At 56.3% G+C, this 16760-nt stretch carries 16 protein-coding genes; 7 read left to right on the top strand and 9 right to left on the bottom strand.

Features of this window, described 5'->3' with window-relative positions; all coding sequences use genetic code 11:
* Window positions 1-43 precede the first annotated feature (43 nt).
* From GGR95_RS07595 to GGR95_RS07565, 7 genes are all read right to left on the bottom strand, one after another.
* Window positions 44-658: a DUF4167 domain-containing protein gene (locus tag GGR95_RS07595; RefSeq protein WP_184564421.1), complete on the bottom strand. Its 615-nt coding sequence runs from the start codon at window positions 656-658 to the stop codon at window positions 44-46.
* 199 nt (window positions 659-857) lie between these two features.
* Window positions 858-1694, bottom strand: a complete 837-nt coding sequence (gene prmC, locus GGR95_RS07590; RefSeq protein WP_246423319.1) for a peptide chain release factor N(5)-glutamine methyltransferase — start codon at window positions 1692-1694, stop codon at window positions 858-860.
* Window positions 1691-2740, bottom strand: a complete 1050-nt coding sequence (gene prfA, locus GGR95_RS07585) for a peptide chain release factor 1 (RefSeq protein WP_184564419.1) — start codon at window positions 2738-2740, stop codon at window positions 1691-1693. The genes prmC and prfA overlap by 4 nt, the downstream gene beginning before the upstream one ends.
* Before the next feature lie 81 nt (window positions 2741-2821).
* Window positions 2822-3229, bottom strand: coding sequence for a DUF1499 domain-containing protein (locus GGR95_RS07580; RefSeq protein ID WP_246423318.1), 408 nt, complete (start codon window positions 3227-3229; stop codon window positions 2822-2824).
* 30 nt (window positions 3230-3259) lie between these two features.
* On the bottom strand, window positions 3260-4207 hold the full coding sequence (gene speB, locus GGR95_RS07575) for an agmatinase (RefSeq protein ID WP_184564415.1): 948 nt from the start codon (window positions 4205-4207) through the stop codon (window positions 3260-3262).
* Window positions 4204-5169, bottom strand: a complete 966-nt coding sequence (speB, locus tag GGR95_RS07570; RefSeq protein ID WP_184564414.1) for an agmatinase — start codon at window positions 5167-5169, stop codon at window positions 4204-4206. Before speB (GGR95_RS07570) ends, speB (GGR95_RS07575) begins: the two co-directional genes overlap by 4 nt.
* Window positions 5170-6336 carry a M20 aminoacylase family protein gene (locus GGR95_RS07565; RefSeq protein WP_184564413.1) on the bottom strand — a complete coding sequence of 389 codons (1167 nt, stop codon included), beginning with the start codon at window positions 6334-6336 and terminating at the stop codon, window positions 5170-5172.
* A 56-nt stretch (window positions 6337-6392) separates the two neighbouring features.
* Here GGR95_RS07565 and mazG point away from each other — a divergent pair, with 56 nt between their 5' ends.
* From mazG to GGR95_RS07540, 5 genes are all read left to right on the top strand, one after another.
* Entirely contained in the window at window positions 6393-7214 is an 822-nt protein-coding gene (gene mazG, locus GGR95_RS07560; RefSeq protein ID WP_184564412.1) for a nucleoside triphosphate pyrophosphohydrolase, read from the top strand.
* Window positions 7215-7378: 164 nt separating this feature from the next.
* Window positions 7379-8320: a nucleoside hydrolase gene (locus tag GGR95_RS07555; protein WP_184564411.1), complete on the top strand. Its 942-nt coding sequence runs from the start codon at window positions 7379-7381 to the stop codon at window positions 8318-8320.
* A complete protein-coding gene (locus GGR95_RS07550; RefSeq protein WP_184564410.1) occupies window positions 8317-8766 on the top strand; it encodes a GNAT family N-acetyltransferase in 450 nt (149 codons plus the stop codon). The genes GGR95_RS07555 and GGR95_RS07550 overlap by 4 nt, the downstream gene beginning before the upstream one ends.
* Window positions 8767-8778: 12 nt before the next feature.
* Window positions 8779-10188: a protein adenylyltransferase SelO gene (locus GGR95_RS07545; protein WP_184564409.1), complete on the top strand. Its 1410-nt coding sequence runs from the start codon at window positions 8779-8781 to the stop codon at window positions 10186-10188.
* 111 nt (window positions 10189-10299) lie between these two features.
* On the top strand, window positions 10300-11190 hold the full coding sequence (locus GGR95_RS07540) for a tellurite resistance TerB family protein (RefSeq protein ID WP_184564407.1): 891 nt from the start codon (window positions 10300-10302) through the stop codon (window positions 11188-11190).
* 68 nt (window positions 11191-11258) lie between these two features.
* Here GGR95_RS07540 and GGR95_RS07535 read toward each other — a convergent pair whose 3' ends face one another.
* The gene (locus GGR95_RS07535) at window positions 11259-12584 is read right to left on the bottom strand and encodes a DEAD/DEAH box helicase (protein WP_184564405.1); all 1326 of its coding nucleotides are present in this window, start codon (window positions 12582-12584) and stop codon (window positions 11259-11261) included.
* Between the two features lie 768 nt (window positions 12585-13352).
* Entirely contained in the window at window positions 13353-14402 is a 1050-nt protein-coding gene (locus tag GGR95_RS07530) for an AbrB family transcriptional regulator (protein WP_184564403.1), read from the bottom strand.
* Between the two features lie 130 nt (window positions 14403-14532).
* Between GGR95_RS07530 and GGR95_RS07525 the strand changes: the two genes are divergently transcribed.
* Window positions 14533-15423, top strand: a complete 891-nt coding sequence (locus GGR95_RS07525) for a DMT family transporter (protein ID WP_184564401.1) — start codon at window positions 14533-14535, stop codon at window positions 15421-15423.
* A 55-nt stretch (window positions 15424-15478) separates the two neighbouring features.
* Complete coding sequence (eno, locus tag GGR95_RS07520; protein WP_184564399.1) at window positions 15479-16753, top strand: phosphopyruvate hydratase; 1275 nt, start codon at window positions 15479-15481, stop codon at window positions 16751-16753.
* Window positions 16754-16760: the final 7 nt, after the last annotated feature.

The raw sequence follows: 16760 nt of genomic DNA, 5'->3' as shown, positions 1-16760 counted from the left end.
CCTGCACATAAAAAAAGCCCCGCTCGTGCGGGGCTTTTTTAATTTATTCCGCAACCTTGGGCTGTTCAGCGCCTTCAGCAGCCGGTTCTTTCGGCTTGGGCTTGCGACGCGGTGCGCGGCGGGTTTTGGGTTTGCTTTCGGGCGTTTCCACCAAATTGCTTGTCTCTTCCTCTGCAACAGGCTCCGCTTGCGGTTCGGCCTGAGGCTGCACTTGCGGTTCAACCTGTGGCTCTTCCGGTTGTGGCTGTGCATCACGCTCGGCTTGCTGCTGCGCTTCGCGCTCGTTGCGCTCACGGTCGCGCTCGGCTTGGCGTTCACGGTTTTGACGTTCTTGTTCGTCACGCTCGGTTTGGCGCTCGCGGTTGATGCGCTCTTGCTCTTCGCGTTTGGCTTCCGCCTCTTTTTGCGCTTCGCTCAACAGGCGTGTGTAATGCTCTGCATGCTGCTGGAAGCTCTCCATAGCAACACGGTCATTGCTCAGCTGGGCATCGCGCGCCAGCTGGTTGTATTTTTCAATCACCTGACTGGGCGTACCACGCACTTTGCCTTCTGGACCCGAGCTGTCGAAGACACGGTTAACAACGTTGCCGCCCTGATTACTGCCGGAGTTGCGGTTACGGTTGTTCTTGTTACGAGAACGCGATCTTTGAGGTTTCATATAGAAAGGTCAGCCTTTTGGTGCTGTTAATGCGGTCGGTCCGTGGCGCGCGTGGCGCACCCTATCGGTACGAGATTAGGTTGGGCATATCGCCGCGCGGGACCGCAAGTAGCATTCACCGCTGCAACGCCTATTTCATACCCTTCTCTGGCCCAGTGGGGCAAGAGAGAAAACAACCCAAATACACATAAATACGCCCTTATGCAGGGTTTTGGGCACAAATAACACGATCACGCCCGTCCATATCCGGCAGAATCACTACATTAGCCCATCCAGCCTGTTCAAAAATGGCCCGAATATCCGCGCCTTGCTGCCATCCCATTTCCGCTAGAACACGGCCTTGGGCGCACAAGTACCCCTGCGCTTGCGCGGCGATCAGGCGGTAAACGCTCAGCCCATCGGCTCCATCTGTTAGCGCCATGGCGGGTTCATGCAGAGCCAATTCAGGTGCGATGTCTTTCATTTCGGATTGCGCCAGATACGGCGGGTTGCTGACGATCAGATCGAACCGTCCTTCAACGGTGCCAAACCAATCTGATTGGCGGACCTCTGCACGCTCGGTCACACCGTGGAGCACCGCATTGGCGCTGGCCTGTAGACATGCGCCCTCAGACAGGTCCACGCCCACGCCTGTTGCACTGGCCCGCTCTGCCAGCAACGTCACAAGGATGCAGCCTGATCCGGTGCCAAGGTCCAGCACCCGTTCAAACGGTTCTGCCAAAGCCGCCTCAATCAAGCTTTCGGTTTCAGGGCGCGGGTCCAGTACCTCACGACTGATCTTAAAGTTACGACCATAAAACGCGCGTTCCCCTAAAAGGTGGCTCACGGGGACGCGCTCGGCCCGAAGGGTGATCAACTGGGCATAACGTGCGGCAATTTCGGGGGCTAGATCATCCGGGGCGATCAAGGTCACCCGCGCGGCATCCACAGACGCAGCATGCGCCAAAAGCAATCGCGCATCGCGGGCAGGATCAGGCACATCTGCCGCCCGCAACTGCGCTGTCGCCGTAGCCATAGCCACAGCTGCCGTTGTCATTGCCCCATCTCCGCCAGCATTTGCGCCTGCGCATCCGCCGTAAGCGCATCCACGATCTCATCCAGATCACCTTGCATGACAGCATCCAGTTTATAGAGCGTCAGGTTTATCCGGTGATCCGTCATCCGCCCTTGGGGGAAGTTATAGGTGCGAATGCGCTCTGAGCGGTCACCGCTGCCGACTTGGCTGGCGCGGCTGTCCGAACGTTCTGTATCAATCCGCTGGCGTTCGGCATCATAAAGCCGCGTTTTCAGCACCTGCATCGCAATCTCGCGGTTACGGTGTTGGGATTTCTCGGAACTGGTGACAACAATCCCTGTGGGAATATGGGTGATCCGCACGGCGGAATCGGTGGTATTGACGTGCTGCCCCCCAGCACCCGAACTACGGTATGTATCAATGCGAATATCCGTGGTTGCGATCTGGATATCCACATCTTCCGCTTCGGGTAAAACCGCTACTGTGGCCGCCGAGGTGTGAATGCGCCCGCCGCTTTCGGTGCTGGGCACACGTTGCACACGGTGCACGCCGCTCTCGTACTTCAAGCGCGCAAAAACGTTTTCGCCTGTGATATGCGCCACAACTTCTTTGATGCCGCCCAATTCGGTTGTTTGCTCTTCGATGATATCCAGCTTCCACCCGCGCGATTCAGCATAGCGGTGGTACATGCGCAAAAGATCCGCGGCAAACAACGCTGCTTCGTCACCGCCTGTACCCGGGCGAATTTCCAACATCGCGGGCCGCGCATCTGCCTCATCTTTGGGCAGCAGTGCCAATTGCAATGACGCCTCGGCAGCGGGCAGAGCGGCCTCAATATCGCTGATCTCTTCGCGGGCCATGTCCTTCATATCGGGATCGGCCAACATCTCTTTGGCGCCCTCCAGATTATCTAGCAACACGCGGTAAGATGAGATTTCCTCCACCACAGGGCGTAGATCGCTGTATTCTTTAGCGAGCTTGGAAATATCGCCACCGGCAGTGGACATGGCCGCTTCGAGGTACTCGAAACGGGCGGTGATTTGTGCAAGGCGGTCCATTGGTATCATGCGCTTGGCAGTGACGGATCAAACCGCTTTGGTCAAGTACCACACTATGCTATGTTGGGTTTATGAAACGCTTTGCTGTGATCAGGACCGTTTGGCGCGGACCGTTTCCAACAACGTATCCAGACGCTTGCCGTTCACCCCAAGGTCTGATTTCCCGAACCGCAAACGACCGTAGAGTTTGATCATCTGGCCGTCGGCCTCAAGTGTCGTGAAGTCTGGGAACCCGATGAGTTTTGAACGTGTGATATAGGTCAAACGCCCCTCGCCCACACTGCCTGCTATCAGCTCGGTGCGTGGCAGCGCCAACATCCCTTGATGCAAATCAGACAGCAAGCCCGACGTGGCGGGTACAACCCGTGCGGACCATCCCTCACCATCGGCGGTTTCTGCGTTCCCCAAAGGCTTGTGCCAGCGTTCAATATCTGTCGGTGCAAGGCGTACAAAAGCCAAGCCTGACACAACTGCCAGCACCAAAATAATCCAGATCATATTACGCATCCCTCTACCTTCTTCATCGGCTCACCTATACGCAACCCCCGGCAGTACACACAACAGCTCGTACAGCAAATTTGCTGCGGTCAGCGCGGTGTTTCCAGAGGTGTCATAGGGCGGTGAAACTTCGACCAGATCGCACCCGACAATGTTCAAACCACGCAACCCTCGGATTAACTCCAATGCTTGCGGTGTGGTCAGCCCGCCAATTTCTGGCGTGCCTGTCCCCGGCGCATAGGCAGGATCAAGGCTGTCGATGTCGAAAGTCACATAAGTTGCAGTATCGCCGATGTCACGGCGAATTTCACCCGACAGCTGCGCTAGGCTGCGCCCCCACAACTCCTCAGCGGGCCATTGCTGGAATCCCCAGCCCGTTGCTTCGCTGAAATCGGTAGCGGCATAGCCCGTACCCCGAAGACCAACCTGATAGGTCTTCTCAGGCCGGATCAGACCTTCCTCATAGGCGCGGCGGAACACCGTGCCATGAGTCTCTTTCTCACCGAACATCTCGTCGTTCACATCCGCATGGGCATCCACATGGATCAGCGCCACAGGGCCGTGGCGTTTGGCCATGGCGCGCAGGATCGGAAGCGTGATCGAATGATCGCCGCCCATCGCAACGGGCATGGCGTCCGACTGCAAAATGCTGTCGTAGCTCTCTTGGATAATTGACAGGCTTTCTTTCAGCGAAAATGTGTTAATCGCCAGATCGCCAATATCGGCCACCTGCAAACTGTCAAACGGGGCTGCCCCTGTGGCAAGGTTATAAGGCCGCAACATCGCGCTTTCTGCGCGAATTTGCTTGGGGCCGAACCGCGTGCCCGAGCGCCAAGACGTGCCGATATCCATAGGAATACCCAACACCGCCACATCCAGCCCCTTCAGGTCATTCACCGAAGGCAGCCGCATAAAGGTTCCCGGCCCTGAGAAACGCGCCAGTTCATTACCGCTGATAGGTTGGTTCTTTTGCCTCATGTTTTCCGCATCCTCGCGCCTAGTAGACAGCAAATCTCTGTTGCCACATGCGCGCCTGCAATCGCCGTGGCCCCTGTGGTATCAAAGGGCGGTGATACTTCGACAATATCGCCACCTTTGATGTTGATCCCCGCCAGATCACGCAGCATCGCCGCAGCCTGCCAACTGGCCAACCCACCCCAAACAGGTGTGCCTGTGCCGGGAGCAAAAGCGGGGTCCAGCGCATCAATGTCAAAGGTCAGATATGTCGGATTATCGCCCAACACCGCTTTGATCTTTTCCACTGCCGCCGCCGTGCCGCCTTCGTGTACTTCGCGGGCGTCGATTGTGGTCACGCCCATTGTGTCCTCATTGTAGGTCCGTATCCCGACCTGCACAGAGGTTTTCGGATCAACATAGCCCAGCTTGATCGCTTTGTAGAACATTGTGCCGTGGTCGATCCGCTCCATATCGTCATCTGCCCATGTATCGGAATGGGCATCAAAATGCAGCAGGCTCATCGGGCCGTATTTCTCATAATATGCTTTGAGGATCGGAAAACTGATATAGTGATCCCCGCCCAAGGCCACGCTGGCCACACCGGCATCCAGAATGCCTTTGATGTGATTGGTCAACGTTGCGGGAAACGCCGACACTTGGGCATAATCAAACGCCAGATCGCCGTAGTCCACGATTGCACGCTCTGACAGCACATCAAAATCCCAACCATAAGGCGGATCATAAGGTTGCAAAGCGCTTGCTTCACGGATGGCACGTGGCCCCAGACGTGTGCCCGTGCGGTTGGTCACCGCTTGGTCAAAGGGCACCCCCGTGATAGCGATATCAACGCCTGTCAGATCCTTGGTGTATTTGCGCCGCAAAAACGATGTGGCGCCGCCAAAGGCATTTTCATAACTATGGCCCTTCAGGTCATCCCGCGTAAACGCCTGATCGACCTGATTTTTTGCGTCTTCCAGTCCCATTTATTTCACCACCGGCTGCATCTGCTCAACCAGACGCACAAAGAAGGACGCGCCAATCGGGGCAACCTCATCGTTAAAGTTGAATTTCGGATGGTGCAGACCAGCCCCCGGTCCCGCCCCAAGGAACAGATACGCACCCGGGCGTTCTTCTAGCATATAAGAGAAATCTTCTGCTCCGGCGACCCGTGGCGTCTCGGCGTTGACCTTGGCATCGCCCACAACTTCGCGGGCAATTGACGCTGCAAACCCTGTCGCTGTGTCATCATTGACCGTTGCCGGATAGCCTACTTCGTAATCCAGCTCTGCAGTCACACCATAACTGGCCGCCTGCCCCTGTACGATTTCTTCCATGCGCTTGCGGATCAGCGTTTGCACGTCTTTGTCAAAAGTACGCACTGTACCATTGATCATCGCGCTGTCAGGAATGACGTTGCTGGCCGAACCTGTGTGAATTTGCGTGACGGAGATTACTTTTTCACGTCCCGAATGCACATTACGGCTTGAGATCGTCTGGATCGCTTGCACGATCCCGCAAGCCGCCACAACGGGGTCTGCTGTCTCATGCGGCATAGCACCGTGGCCACCCCGGCCTTTGATTTCAATTGTAAAGGAATCAACCGCCGCCATGATCGGGCCCGGTGTGGTCAGGAAGTTGCCCAACTCCTCTCCGGGCATGTTGTGGATGCCGTAGACTTCAGCGATGTCAAAACGGTCCATCATGCCTTCGGCACACATAACCTGCGCCCCGCCACCGTCTTCTTCGGCGGGTTGAAAAATCAACGCAACACGGCCCGCAAAATTACGCGTCTCAACCAGATATTTTGCTGCCCCCAACAACATGGCTGTATGCCCGTCATGGCCACAGGCATGCATTTTTCCAGCATGGGTTGAGGCATATTCGACGCCAGTTTCTTCCTCAATCGGCAGCGCATCAAAATCCGCCCGCAAGCCAACAGTACGCCCCGCGCCTGTCCCGTTGATAATCGCCACAATCCCCGTCTGCGCGATGCCTGTATGAATCTCATCCACACCGAACTCCTCCAGTCGCTCTTTGATAAACGCCGATGTTTTCGGACAATCAAAGCTCAGCTCGGGGATGGTGTGCAGATGTTGCCGCCAAGCGGTCATATCACCAGCGAAATCAGCGATACGGTTAAGAACGGGCATGGGTGGACTCCTATGTTATGTTGTCCTTATCTGACACCACACAGCGAGGACCCGCAATGGCACATGATCTGATAAATGACGAAAACGCGGGCATTGAACGCCTGTTGGAAATTATGCGCCGTTTGCGCGATAAAAAAACAGGCTGTCCTTGGGATATCGAACAGGATTTCGACAGCATCGCCCCCTATACGATTGAAGAGGCTTATGAAGTTGCCGACGCGATTGAGCGCCGCGATTGGGCCGAACTGGAGGGAGAGCTGGGCGATCTATTGTTGCAGTCAGTCTATCACACCGCCATGGGCGAAGAGCAGGGATTGTTTTCTTTTCAATCTGTTGTGCGCAACATCTCAGACAAAATGGTAGCCCGTCACCCCCATGTTTTTGGTGACGCCAACCGCGACAAGTCCGCCGAACAACAAACCGCCGATTGGGAAGCGATCAAGGCAGCTGAACGTGCCGGTAAGGCCCAACAAGGCGCGCTTGACGGTGTGGCCGTTGGCCTGCCTGCATTGCTGCGTGCATATAAGCTGCAAAAACGCGCAGCGCGTGTGGGATTTGACTGGCCCGATACCGGCGATGTGATTGCCAAAATCCAAGAAGAAGCCGCCGAACTGGTCGAAGCACGGGATAGTTTGACCCCTGAGGAACAATTTGAAGAATTCGGCGATCTCATGTTTGTCATGGCCAACCTTGGCCGCCATTTGGGGATTGAGCCAGAAGCCGCCCTACGTGCCGCCAATGCCAAATTCACCCGCCGCTTCGCCGGTGTCGAAGCAAAATTACGCGAAATCGGTAAAACGCCCGAACAAAGCGACCTGAGCGAAATGGATGCCTTCTGGAATGCCGTAAAGCGCGATGAAAAAGCGGCGAAGGCCTAACGCAACAACGCTACTGCTGGCATGCTCTCATTCTCGTCGAGATGCACTTGAGGGCTTCAGCCTTGCGGCATAATCAGCGTGCCCTAGCGCAAGCGTCCGTGACGACTGGACAAGCCCGCACTGCCTTGCGAGGGTGCGCCAAACACTATTCCAAGGACATACCCATGCAACCGCGCAAGATAATCATTGATACAGACCCCGGTCAGGACGACGCCGTTGCGATCCTTCTGGCCCTCTCCAGCCCAGAAGATATCGACGTGTTGGGCATTACTTGCGTGGCAGGCAACGTGCCACTGCCCCTGACCATTAAAAACGCCCGCATTGTATGTGAATTGGCAGGCCGCCCCGATATGGCGGTCTATGCGGGCTGCGACAGGCCGCTGGGCCGCGATTTGGTAACTGCTGAACATGTGCACGGCAAGACTGGCCTTGACGGGCCCAGCCTGCCGGACCCGACCATGCCCATGGCAGAAGGCCACGCCGTAGACTTCATCATCGAGCAGTTGCGCAAACAGGACACTGGCACCGTCACACTTTGTCCCTTGGGTCCATTGACAAACATCGCGACCGCCCTGCAAAAAGCGCCCGATATCGCCGAACGCATCGCCGGAATTGTTCTGATGGGCGGAGGCTATTTTGAAGGTGGCAACATCACCCCAACGGCAGAATTCAACATTTACGTCGATCCGGAAGCTGCTGATATTGTGTTTAAGTCGGGCGCACCTATCGTTGTCATGCCCTTAGATGTCACCCACAAAGCGCTGGTCACCAAAGAGCGCAATGACGCCTTCCGCGCCATTGGCACCCCTGTGGGTGTAGCAGTGGCAGAAATGACGGATTTCTTTGAACGCTTTGACAAAGAGAAATACGGCTCCAACGGTGCGCCGCTGCATGACCCATGCGTGACTGCCTATATGATCAACCCCGATCTGTTCAAAGGCCGGCACATCAACGTCGAGATCGAAACGCAATCCGAATTGACCATGGGCATGACCGTCGCCGACTGGTGGCGCGTCACCGACCGTACACCAAACGCGACCTTTATGGGGGATTTGGATGCCGACGGTTTCTTTGCCCTGCTGACAGAGCGTCTGGCAAGGTTGTGAGCGCAGCGCTCACCCTTGGCGGTCCGGATCATCTGGACAAGCTGACCACGCTGGTGACCGCCTTTCACGCCGAGGCGGGCATTACCTCCACCGAGGAGACACGCCGCGCCGGGATCGCGCCACTGCTGGACGGTATCCCGCACGGCTGTGCCTATTTGATCGGGCCACCGCGCGCGCCTATCGGCTATATCGTGATAACCTTTAGTTGGTCCGTGGAATTCGGCGGGCTTGATGGGATTGTGGACGAACTTTACATCCGCCCCGGCGTACGCGGACGTGGGATCGCATCAGAGGCGTTGATCGCCTTGCCACGGGCATTGGCGGGTGCGGGTTTGCGCGCCATCCATCTGGAAGTAGATAAAAACAACGCTGCGGCAATAAAACTCTACCGCCGTGCGGGATTTTCCCTTCGGGAGAACTATATATTCATGTCCAAACGCCTTTAACCGGAGCCCCAGATGCACATCCCCTTTGACAACAGCTTTGCCACCTTGCCAGAGGGATTTTACTCGCGGGTCAACCCCACACCAACAACCTCCCCCAAACTATTGTCTTTCAACGATAGTTTAGCGAAGTTATTAGGAATAACAGACACAGACCCACTGGAATTAGCGCAAGTTTTTAGCGGTAACATGATACCTGACGGGGCATCACCATTGGCACAGCTTTATTCTGGGCATCAATTTGGGAATTATAACGCCAGACTTGGAGATGGCCGCGCCATACTTCTTGGAGAAGTGATCTCAAACAATGGCTTACGCTTCGACATTCAACTAAAGGGTTCAGGTCGCACGCCCTATTCGCGCGGTGGTGATGGACGGGCATGGATGGGTCCGGTCTTGCGTGAATATGTGATCTCGGAAGCGATGCACGCCCTTGGCATCCCCACCACCCGCGCATTGGCCGCAGTGGCCACTGGCGATGATATCTTGCGAGAACAAGGTATGTTACCGGGTGCCGTGCTGACACGTGTGGCCTCCAGCCACTTGCGTGTGGGTACTTTCCAAATCTTTGCCCATCGCGGCCAAATCGAAGATCTGCAAACCCTGACAGATTACGCCATCGCCCGCCATTACCCCGAGGCAGACGGTCCTTTGGGCCTACTGAAGGCTGTCTGCGCCAAACAGGCTGATCTGATCGCCGCATGGATGTCTGTCGGGTTTATCCATGGCGTGATGAACACCGACAATTGTTCGATCTCGGGCGAAACGATCGATTACGGCCCCTGCGCATTTATGGATATTTTTCATATGGGTATGGTGTTTTCTTCAATTGATAGAGAAAGTCGATACGCCTATGGCAACCAGCCGAATATGGCGATGTGGAACATGGCACAATTGGCCACCTCTCTGTTGCAATTAGCCCAAGACCAAGACGCCGCCTTGGAAGAAGCGACAGCGATCATACACGCCATGCCGGATCAAATCGAGACCGCGTGGCTGGCCCGTTTTGGTGCAAAAATCGGCCTGCAAAATTCAACCAAACAAGATACCGACCTGATCCAAAACCTGTTGGACCTGATGCAGAAGGATGGTGCGGATTTCACCAATACATTCCGCGCCTTATCTGGCGAGGATGCCCGCAATCAGTTCACTGACCGAGATGCTTTTGACGCGTGGTCGCAGGATCACAAAGAGCGGCTCGCTAGTGAGCCTGATCCCCTCGGCACTATGGATGCTGCCAACCCTGCTGTGATCCCGCGCAATCATCGGATGGAACAAATGATCGAAGCCGCCTCCGCAGGGGATATGGCGCCGTTCAACCGCCTGATGAACGCGCTTGCGACACCCTACACCCTTTCGGATACAGAATTGGCCAAGCCACCCAGCCCATCTGAACAAGTGGTCGCGACGTTCTGCGGCACCTGACCGGACACCTCGCGGCCACAATGGGCAAGCCCGTGCAGATTTCCCCCACGACTCTGGAGGAAAATGTGCCAAGGTGCGGCGAGACTGATTCAACCAAAGGGGAGCTCTCTCATGAGCCTGATGAAAACATTGGCCAAAGTGGCTGTAGGCGTTGCTGTTGCCAAAGGCGCCAGCGCTATGATGAAAAATAGCCAGCAAGGTGGTACATCCCAAGCTGGCGGCCTTGGTGGCTTGCTAGGCGGGCTCACGGGTGGCACAGGCCAAGCTGGCGGTTTGGGCGGCCTGTTAGGCGGCCTCACAGGGGGGACTGCAACTGCGGGCGGCGCTGGTGGCTTGCAAGACATACTGGGCGGCCTTCTGGGCGGCGGCAGCGCTGGCAGCGATGGCGGCGCTGGCGGCGCTACAGGCAGCGGCGGCTTGGGTGGATTGCTCGAAAGCCTTGGCGGCGGTCAAAGCGGCGCTAGCGCGCAGGGCGGCCTTGGCGGATTACTGGGCGGTTTGGCTGGCGCAGCTGGTGCTGGCGGCTTGCTGGGCAGCTTGGGTGGCGCAATGGGCAAAGCCCCTGCACAAAATGACCAAAGCTTTGGTGCGGTTCTGAATTCGCAATTCGACCAAACACCAGAACCAGCGATTGAGCCGTCACAAGACCAAGAAGCCGCGGCCGCATTGATGCTGTCCGCGATGATCCAAGCGGCCAAATCCGATGGTAACTTTGACGAAGCCGAGAAAGAAAAGCTGCTGGGTCAATTGGGTGATGTAGACCCTGAAGAAGCCGCCTTTGTTCAAGCACAGATGCAGGCGCCCGTCGACATCGACAATCTGGTGGCAAACACACCCGAAGGCATGGGCCAGCAGGTCTATGCCATGAGCCTGATGGCGATTGACCTCGATTCGCAAGAAGAGGCCCAGTACCTGCACAAGCTGGCATCCGCCTATGGCCTTCAGCCTGCAGCGGTAAACGAAATCCATGCACAAATGGGCGTGGCTTCGCTTTACACCTAAGGCACTGCTCTCAACTAAGACATTAGAAAAGGCGCCCTTGTAGGGCGCCTTTTCTTATTCAGATCGGATTAGGAAGCAGCGCTACCGCCGCCTGCGCCTGTGCGCCGTCTGCGACGTGGTGCGCCACCCGCTGGTTTTGCAGCGCCTGCCCCCTGAGGACGGCCACCACCGCCCCCTTGCGGACGCCCGCCGCCACCACCGCCACCCGAGCGGCCACGGCCACCACGGCTGTTCTGCTTGGGCTTGGCGGGAATTTCATGGGTTTCCCAAACGCGGCCTGATGCCACCGGAATACGAATACCCATGACTTTCTGGATGTCGATCAGTTCGGGCATCTCGTCAGGGGCGCAGAATGCAATCGCCGCGCCATCTTTGCCAGCGCGTGCCGTACGGCCAATGCGGTGCACATAATTGTCAGGCACGTTGGGCAGTTCATAGTTATAAACGTGCTTAACATCAGGAATATCCAAGCCCCGCGCCGCAACATCTGTGGCCACAAGAACGGTGATGTCACCTTTTTTGAAGCCATCAATCGCACGGTCACGCTGGCCTTGGGATTTGTTCCCGTGGATAGACGCAGCGTCAAAACCCTCTTTGACCAGATCTTTCATCAGCTTTTCACAGCCATGTTTGGTGCGGCCGAATACCAGAGCGCGTTCGCCTTTGTGCTTGGCGAGCAGTTCGATCAGCAGGCTTTTCTTCTCCGCTTTGGCGATGAAATGCACTTCTTGGGTCACTTTATCCGCCGCTTTACCCGGAGGGGAAACTTCGATGCGGATCGGGCTGTTAAGATAGCTGTTGGCGATCTCGCTCATCAATTTAGGCATGGTCGCCGAAAAGAGGAACGTCTGACGGTCCTTCGGGATCACTTGGGAAATCTTACGCAGATCATGGATAAAACCCATGTCCAACATTTGGTCGGCTTCATCCAGCACCAAAAACTTGGCTTCGTCCAGACGCACGGCGCGGCGGTCCATCAAATCCAGCAAACGACCCGGGGTTGCGACCAGAATGTCCACACCGGGGTGCAAACGTTTGATCTGGGTGTTGATGTTTTGACCACCCACAACCATCGCCACTTTGATCTGTGTGCTTTCGGCAAAAGCGCGCAAGTTCACACTGATCTGTGTGGCCAGTTCGCGGGTCGGGGCCAAAACAAGGCCACGCACGGTTTTAGGGTTTGGACGCCCTTCCATTTCCAGCATCCGCGCAATCAGCGGGATACCGAAAGCGGCTGTTTTACCTGTACCGGTCTGGGCAAGGCCCATCACGTCACGGCCATTCAGGCCATGCGGGATTGCTTGTTTCTGGATCGGTGTCGGATCGTTAAGACCCATTGCCGCCAAACGCTTTACCAGCGCCCGTGGCAGGTCCATCATGTCAAAATCGCTCATCAATAACTCATATTCCGCGCCGCGGGCATACCCCGGGCGCTGCTCTTCGTGGTGCGCAATACCGGATCGCAGGAACGGACCAAATGCCCTGCCCCTGTCGGTATGCGTCTGGCCCCACGCGTGATTTCGGGAACAATGGGCGGTCTTGCGATGCGGATCGAATCCGCAGCCTGCTCACGCGGCAGAAGGCGCGCCCTGAGTGTCACATGGGGCTTGTACGTTAATAAGTCAACTGGTCTAATGATACGCAGTTCACTGCCGGCTATATCTTGTTTAGTAAAAACGGACACGAGCAACGTTTGTTAATTAGGGAATACAACCATGAAACTAGTACTTGTCGCTGCCTTTAGCGCGACGCTTTTAAGCGCCTGCTCGAGCAATTTAGAGGTTCGCAACGGGCCGCAAGAAATCCACCCTAGCAGCTATTTGAATACAGGCCCAGTGTCACAAGCCACTCCGGCCCGTACAGATGCATGTGGCGCATCCCAGCTTCAACACCTCGTTGGAGGTCCTTCCAAAGCGACCCACAGCTTGAAAATCCCTGGTGATTCCCGTCACTATGGCCGTAGTGAGAAAGTGGCCACCGATACCCCTTCACGTTTGAATTTTGTTCACAGCGGCACAGACATTGAATCTGTTACAAATCCCAAATCAAAAGTCATTCGCGTATTCTGCGGATAACCAAACTGCTAGAGGCGCGTTATCAAATACCCGCATCATGCTTTGTTGCGAGGTGCGGGTATTTCTCAGATCGGGGGCATAGCACCCCTATTTTCCAGAACCGTCAACGCCGCGCGCCATCAGCGGCAACAGCACGCTCAGCACCATCAGGCGTGTCATATGGCACGCCGCCACAAAACCTGGAACTGCGCCCATAACGACCCCCATCGCAATCATTGTTTCCAGACCACCCGGGGCAAAAGCCAGCAAAACATGGCTGGGGGCCATCCCCATAGCCCATGCAACGGCAAATGCCCCTGCCCCAGCCAGCACGACCGCAACGCCTGTGATCGCAAATCCTGCGCCCAAATTGCGCAGTAACTCCGCCATCTTAACATTTACGAACCGCGTGCCGATCAAGGCCCCCAAAGCCACATAAGCGGGCATAACCAACTCTGGTGGCATAACACCTGAACGGATACCGCTAAGCTGCCATATCCCCGCAACCAACATCGCACCGATCAACAAGGGGGCTGGCACGTTCAACCGCGCCAAAACAATCGACGCGAGTAGAGCCGCGACCACCATTACCGCCAAGAGCCACATTGGCCAGCTGATGCCAGCCTGCAAAATTGCGCCGCTCAGATCGACGCCCATCGCCACGACAATAAAGGGGACGACCATGGTCAGCAGCAACAGACGCACCGATTGTGTCACTGAAATCTGCATGACATCCGCCCCCGAAGATTCAGCCATAGAGATCACAAAGCTCAGATGTCCCGGCGCGCCCGCAAGCAAGGCACTGCCCCGCGAAAACCCAAAGAAGCGCACCAATACTGCACGACAAGCGGCCATTGTCGCCCATGTCAGCCCCGCCATCATCAAAAACGCCAACGGCCAACGCCCCATGGTCGCCACGGCCTCGGCGCTAAAGCCTGCGCCTACGGTCAAGCCCATTACCACAAAACAGGCATCGCGAAACCGCGGATGAATTTGCGTCTGTAGCCCGATTAAACCAGCAAGGCTGACAGCAAAAGCAGGCCCGATCAACAAGAACATCGGGGCACGAATAGCCCATGCGATAATGGCCCCGACACAGGCCACCGCCAACGTCAGCATCGTCCGGCCCCAAAGCGAGGTAAAGAAATTTGCAATCATACAACTCAGCTATCAGCCACTCTCTTGCGCAACCAGTCTGAAAAGAGCATGACAGCTTTAATCGTGACATTCTGAAACGTCACAACATACACAACCCGAAAACAGCGACATCTCAGAAGGAAACGCTCCCATGGACAATATGCGCGGTGCGATTCTTATGGTGCTCGCCATGCTCGGCTTTGCGATCGAAGACAGTTTCATCAAAATGATGGGCACTGCGGTGCCTATCGGCCAGATTCTGTTGATGTTGGGCGCGGGCGGCGCGTTGATTTTCGGCTGCGTGGTTGTGTTGCAAGGCAAACCTGTTTTTGAACGCAGCATGCTGGCCCCTGCAGTGTTGGTCCGCAGTATGGGAGAAATCATCGGCACCGTGTTCTTTATCTCTGCCATTGTGTTTACACCGCTGTCATCCGCATCAGCGATTTTGCAAGCAACGCCGCTGGTTGTCACCTTGGGAGCAGCTCTGTTTCTGAGCGAAACCGTCGGCTGGCGCCGCTGGTCGGCCATTTGCGTCGGCTTTATCGGTGTTCTGATGATCATCCGTCCCGGCATGGAAGGGTTCACGCCGCTATCTCTGTTTGCTGTAGTGGGTGTATTCGGACTGGCCACACGTGACATTGCAACCCGCCGCGCTCCTGCAAACCTTTCGTCTATGCAGCTTAGCTTTTTGGGGTTTCTGGTAATCGTCCCCGCTGGCGCCAGTTATCTGCTGGTCACCGGACAGCCCCTTGCGCCGATGGACCTGCGCCTGTCCTTGTTGATGCTGGCCTGTCTGCTGTTTGGCGTTGTCGCCTATTACGGTATCGTCAGCGCCATGCGCATTGGCGAAGTCAGCTTTATCAGCCCATTCCGCTATAGCCGCCTGATCTTTGCCATGATCATCGGCGTTGGCCTGTTCGGAGAGCGTCCAGACATCATGACACTGCTTGGCGCGGCCGTGATTGTGGCCTCTGGGATATATACCGTTCTCCGTGAGCGCAAACAGCGCCGCAAAGCCGCTCGCGGCCCTTCCCAAGCCTGAAGACCCTCTATAAGACAGGCGCAAATTCATCGATTTGCCGCAAGGAATGCCTGCCATGAGCACCATCATCGACATCCACGCCCGCGAGATTCTTGACAGTCGGGGCAACCCCACTGTTGAGGTAGACGTGATCCTCGAAGACGGCACAATGGGCCGCGCTGCCGTGCCGTCGGGTGCCTCAACGGGCGCACATGAAGCCGTTGAAAAACGCGATGGCGACACGTCACGCTATTTCGGCAAAGGCGTGTTAGACGCTTGCGAAGCCGTGAACGGCGAAATCGCAGATGCGCTGATTGGCATGGACGCGACCGAGCAAGTCGACATCGACGAAATGATGATCGAACTGGACGGCACCCCGAACAAAGCCCGCCTTGGCGCCAATGCGATCCTTGGTGTGTCCTTGGCCACTGCCAAAGCCGCTGCTGATTTCTGCACACAGCCGCTGTACCGTTACATCGGTGGCACCTCGGCGCGTATGTTGCCTGTACCGATGATGAACATCATCAACGGCGGCGAGCACGCGGATAACCCGATCGACATCCAAGAATTCATGATCATGCCCGTCTCGGCGACCAACATCCGCGACGCGATCCGCATGGGTGCCGAAGTTTTCCACACGCTGAAAAAAGAGCTGTCAGATGCGGGCCTTGCTACTGGTGTTGGCGATGAAGGCGGGTTTGCTCCCAACATCGGATCCACCCGTGACGCGCTGGATTTCATCATGAAATCTATCGAAAAAGCTGGCTACAAGCCGGGTGAAGACATTTACCTCGCTCTCGATTGTGCGGCGACTGAATATTACAAAGACGGCAACTACGTCCTCAGCGGCGAAGGCAAAACACTCTCCTCTGCCGAGAACGTGGATTACCTCAAGGCGCTGGTTGCCGACTATCCGATCATCAGCATCGAAGACGGCATGTCCGAGGATGATTGGGAGGGTTGGATCGCCCTGAATGCAGCGATTGGCGACAAGGTGCAATTGGTTGGTGACGATCTGTTTGTGACCAACCCCGCCCGTCTGGCCGAAGGCATCACCCGCAAGGCGGCAAACTCCATGCTGGTCAAAGTTAACCAGATCGGCAGCTTGACCGAAACACTGCAAGCCGTCGATATGGCGCACCGTGCAGGGTTCACCAACGTGATGTCCCACCGCTCGGGTGAGACAGAAGACGCGACCATCGCGGACCTTGCCGTGGCAACAAACTGTGGCCAGATCAAAACCGGCTCGCTTGCGCGCTCTGACCGGTTGGCGAAATACAACCAGTTGATCCGCATCGAAGAAGCACTGGGCGAGACAGCACAATACGCAGGCCGCAGCATCCTGAAGTAAGGATTGC

The organism is Sulfitobacter undariae (assembly GCF_014196805.1).
GTDB classification, from domain to species: Bacteria; Pseudomonadota; Alphaproteobacteria; order Rhodobacterales; family Rhodobacteraceae; genus Sulfitobacter; species Sulfitobacter undariae.
This window is presented reverse-complemented; position numbering and strand designations above follow the sequence as displayed.

What these genes read in the sequence shown, in the direction of transcription:
- GGR95_RS07595 (WP_184564421.1), bottom strand. Translation starts at nt 658, where the DNA reads ATGAAACCTCAAAGATCGCGTTCTCGTAACAAGAACAACCGTAACCGC.
- prmC (WP_246423319.1), bottom strand. Translation starts at nt 1,694, where the DNA reads ATGACAACGGCAGCTGTGGCTATGGCTACGGCGACAGCGCAGTTGCGG.
- prfA (WP_184564419.1), bottom strand. Translation starts at nt 2,740, where the DNA reads ATGATACCAATGGACCGCCTTGCACAAATCACCGCCCGTTTCGAGTAC.
- GGR95_RS07580 (WP_246423318.1), bottom strand. Translation starts at nt 3,229, where the DNA reads ATGATCTGGATTATTTTGGTGCTGGCAGTTGTGTCAGGCTTGGCTTTT.
- speB (WP_184564415.1), bottom strand. Translation starts at nt 4,207, where the DNA reads ATGAGGCAAAAGAACCAACCTATCAGCGGTAATGAACTGGCGCGTTTC.
- speB (WP_184564414.1), bottom strand. Translation starts at nt 5,169, where the DNA reads ATGGGACTGGAAGACGCAAAAAATCAGGTCGATCAGGCGTTTACGCGG.
- GGR95_RS07565 (WP_184564413.1), bottom strand. Translation starts at nt 6,336, where the DNA reads ATGCCCGTTCTTAACCGTATCGCTGATTTCGCTGGTGATATGACCGCT.
- mazG (WP_184564412.1), top strand. Translation starts at nt 6,393, where the DNA reads ATGGCACATGATCTGATAAATGACGAAAACGCGGGCATTGAACGCCTG.
- GGR95_RS07555 (WP_184564411.1), top strand. Translation starts at nt 7,379, where the DNA reads ATGCAACCGCGCAAGATAATCATTGATACAGACCCCGGTCAGGACGAC.
- GGR95_RS07545 (WP_184564409.1), top strand. Translation starts at nt 8,779, where the DNA reads ATGCACATCCCCTTTGACAACAGCTTTGCCACCTTGCCAGAGGGATTT.
- GGR95_RS07540 (WP_184564407.1), top strand. Translation starts at nt 10,300, where the DNA reads ATGAGCCTGATGAAAACATTGGCCAAAGTGGCTGTAGGCGTTGCTGTT.
- GGR95_RS07535 (WP_184564405.1), bottom strand. Translation starts at nt 12,584, where the DNA reads ATGAGCGATTTTGACATGATGGACCTGCCACGGGCGCTGGTAAAGCGT.
- GGR95_RS07530 (WP_184564403.1), bottom strand. Translation starts at nt 14,402, where the DNA reads ATGATTGCAAATTTCTTTACCTCGCTTTGGGGCCGGACGATGCTGACG.
- GGR95_RS07525 (WP_184564401.1), top strand. Translation starts at nt 14,533, where the DNA reads ATGGACAATATGCGCGGTGCGATTCTTATGGTGCTCGCCATGCTCGGC.
- eno (WP_184564399.1), top strand. Translation starts at nt 15,479, where the DNA reads ATGAGCACCATCATCGACATCCACGCCCGCGAGATTCTTGACAGTCGG.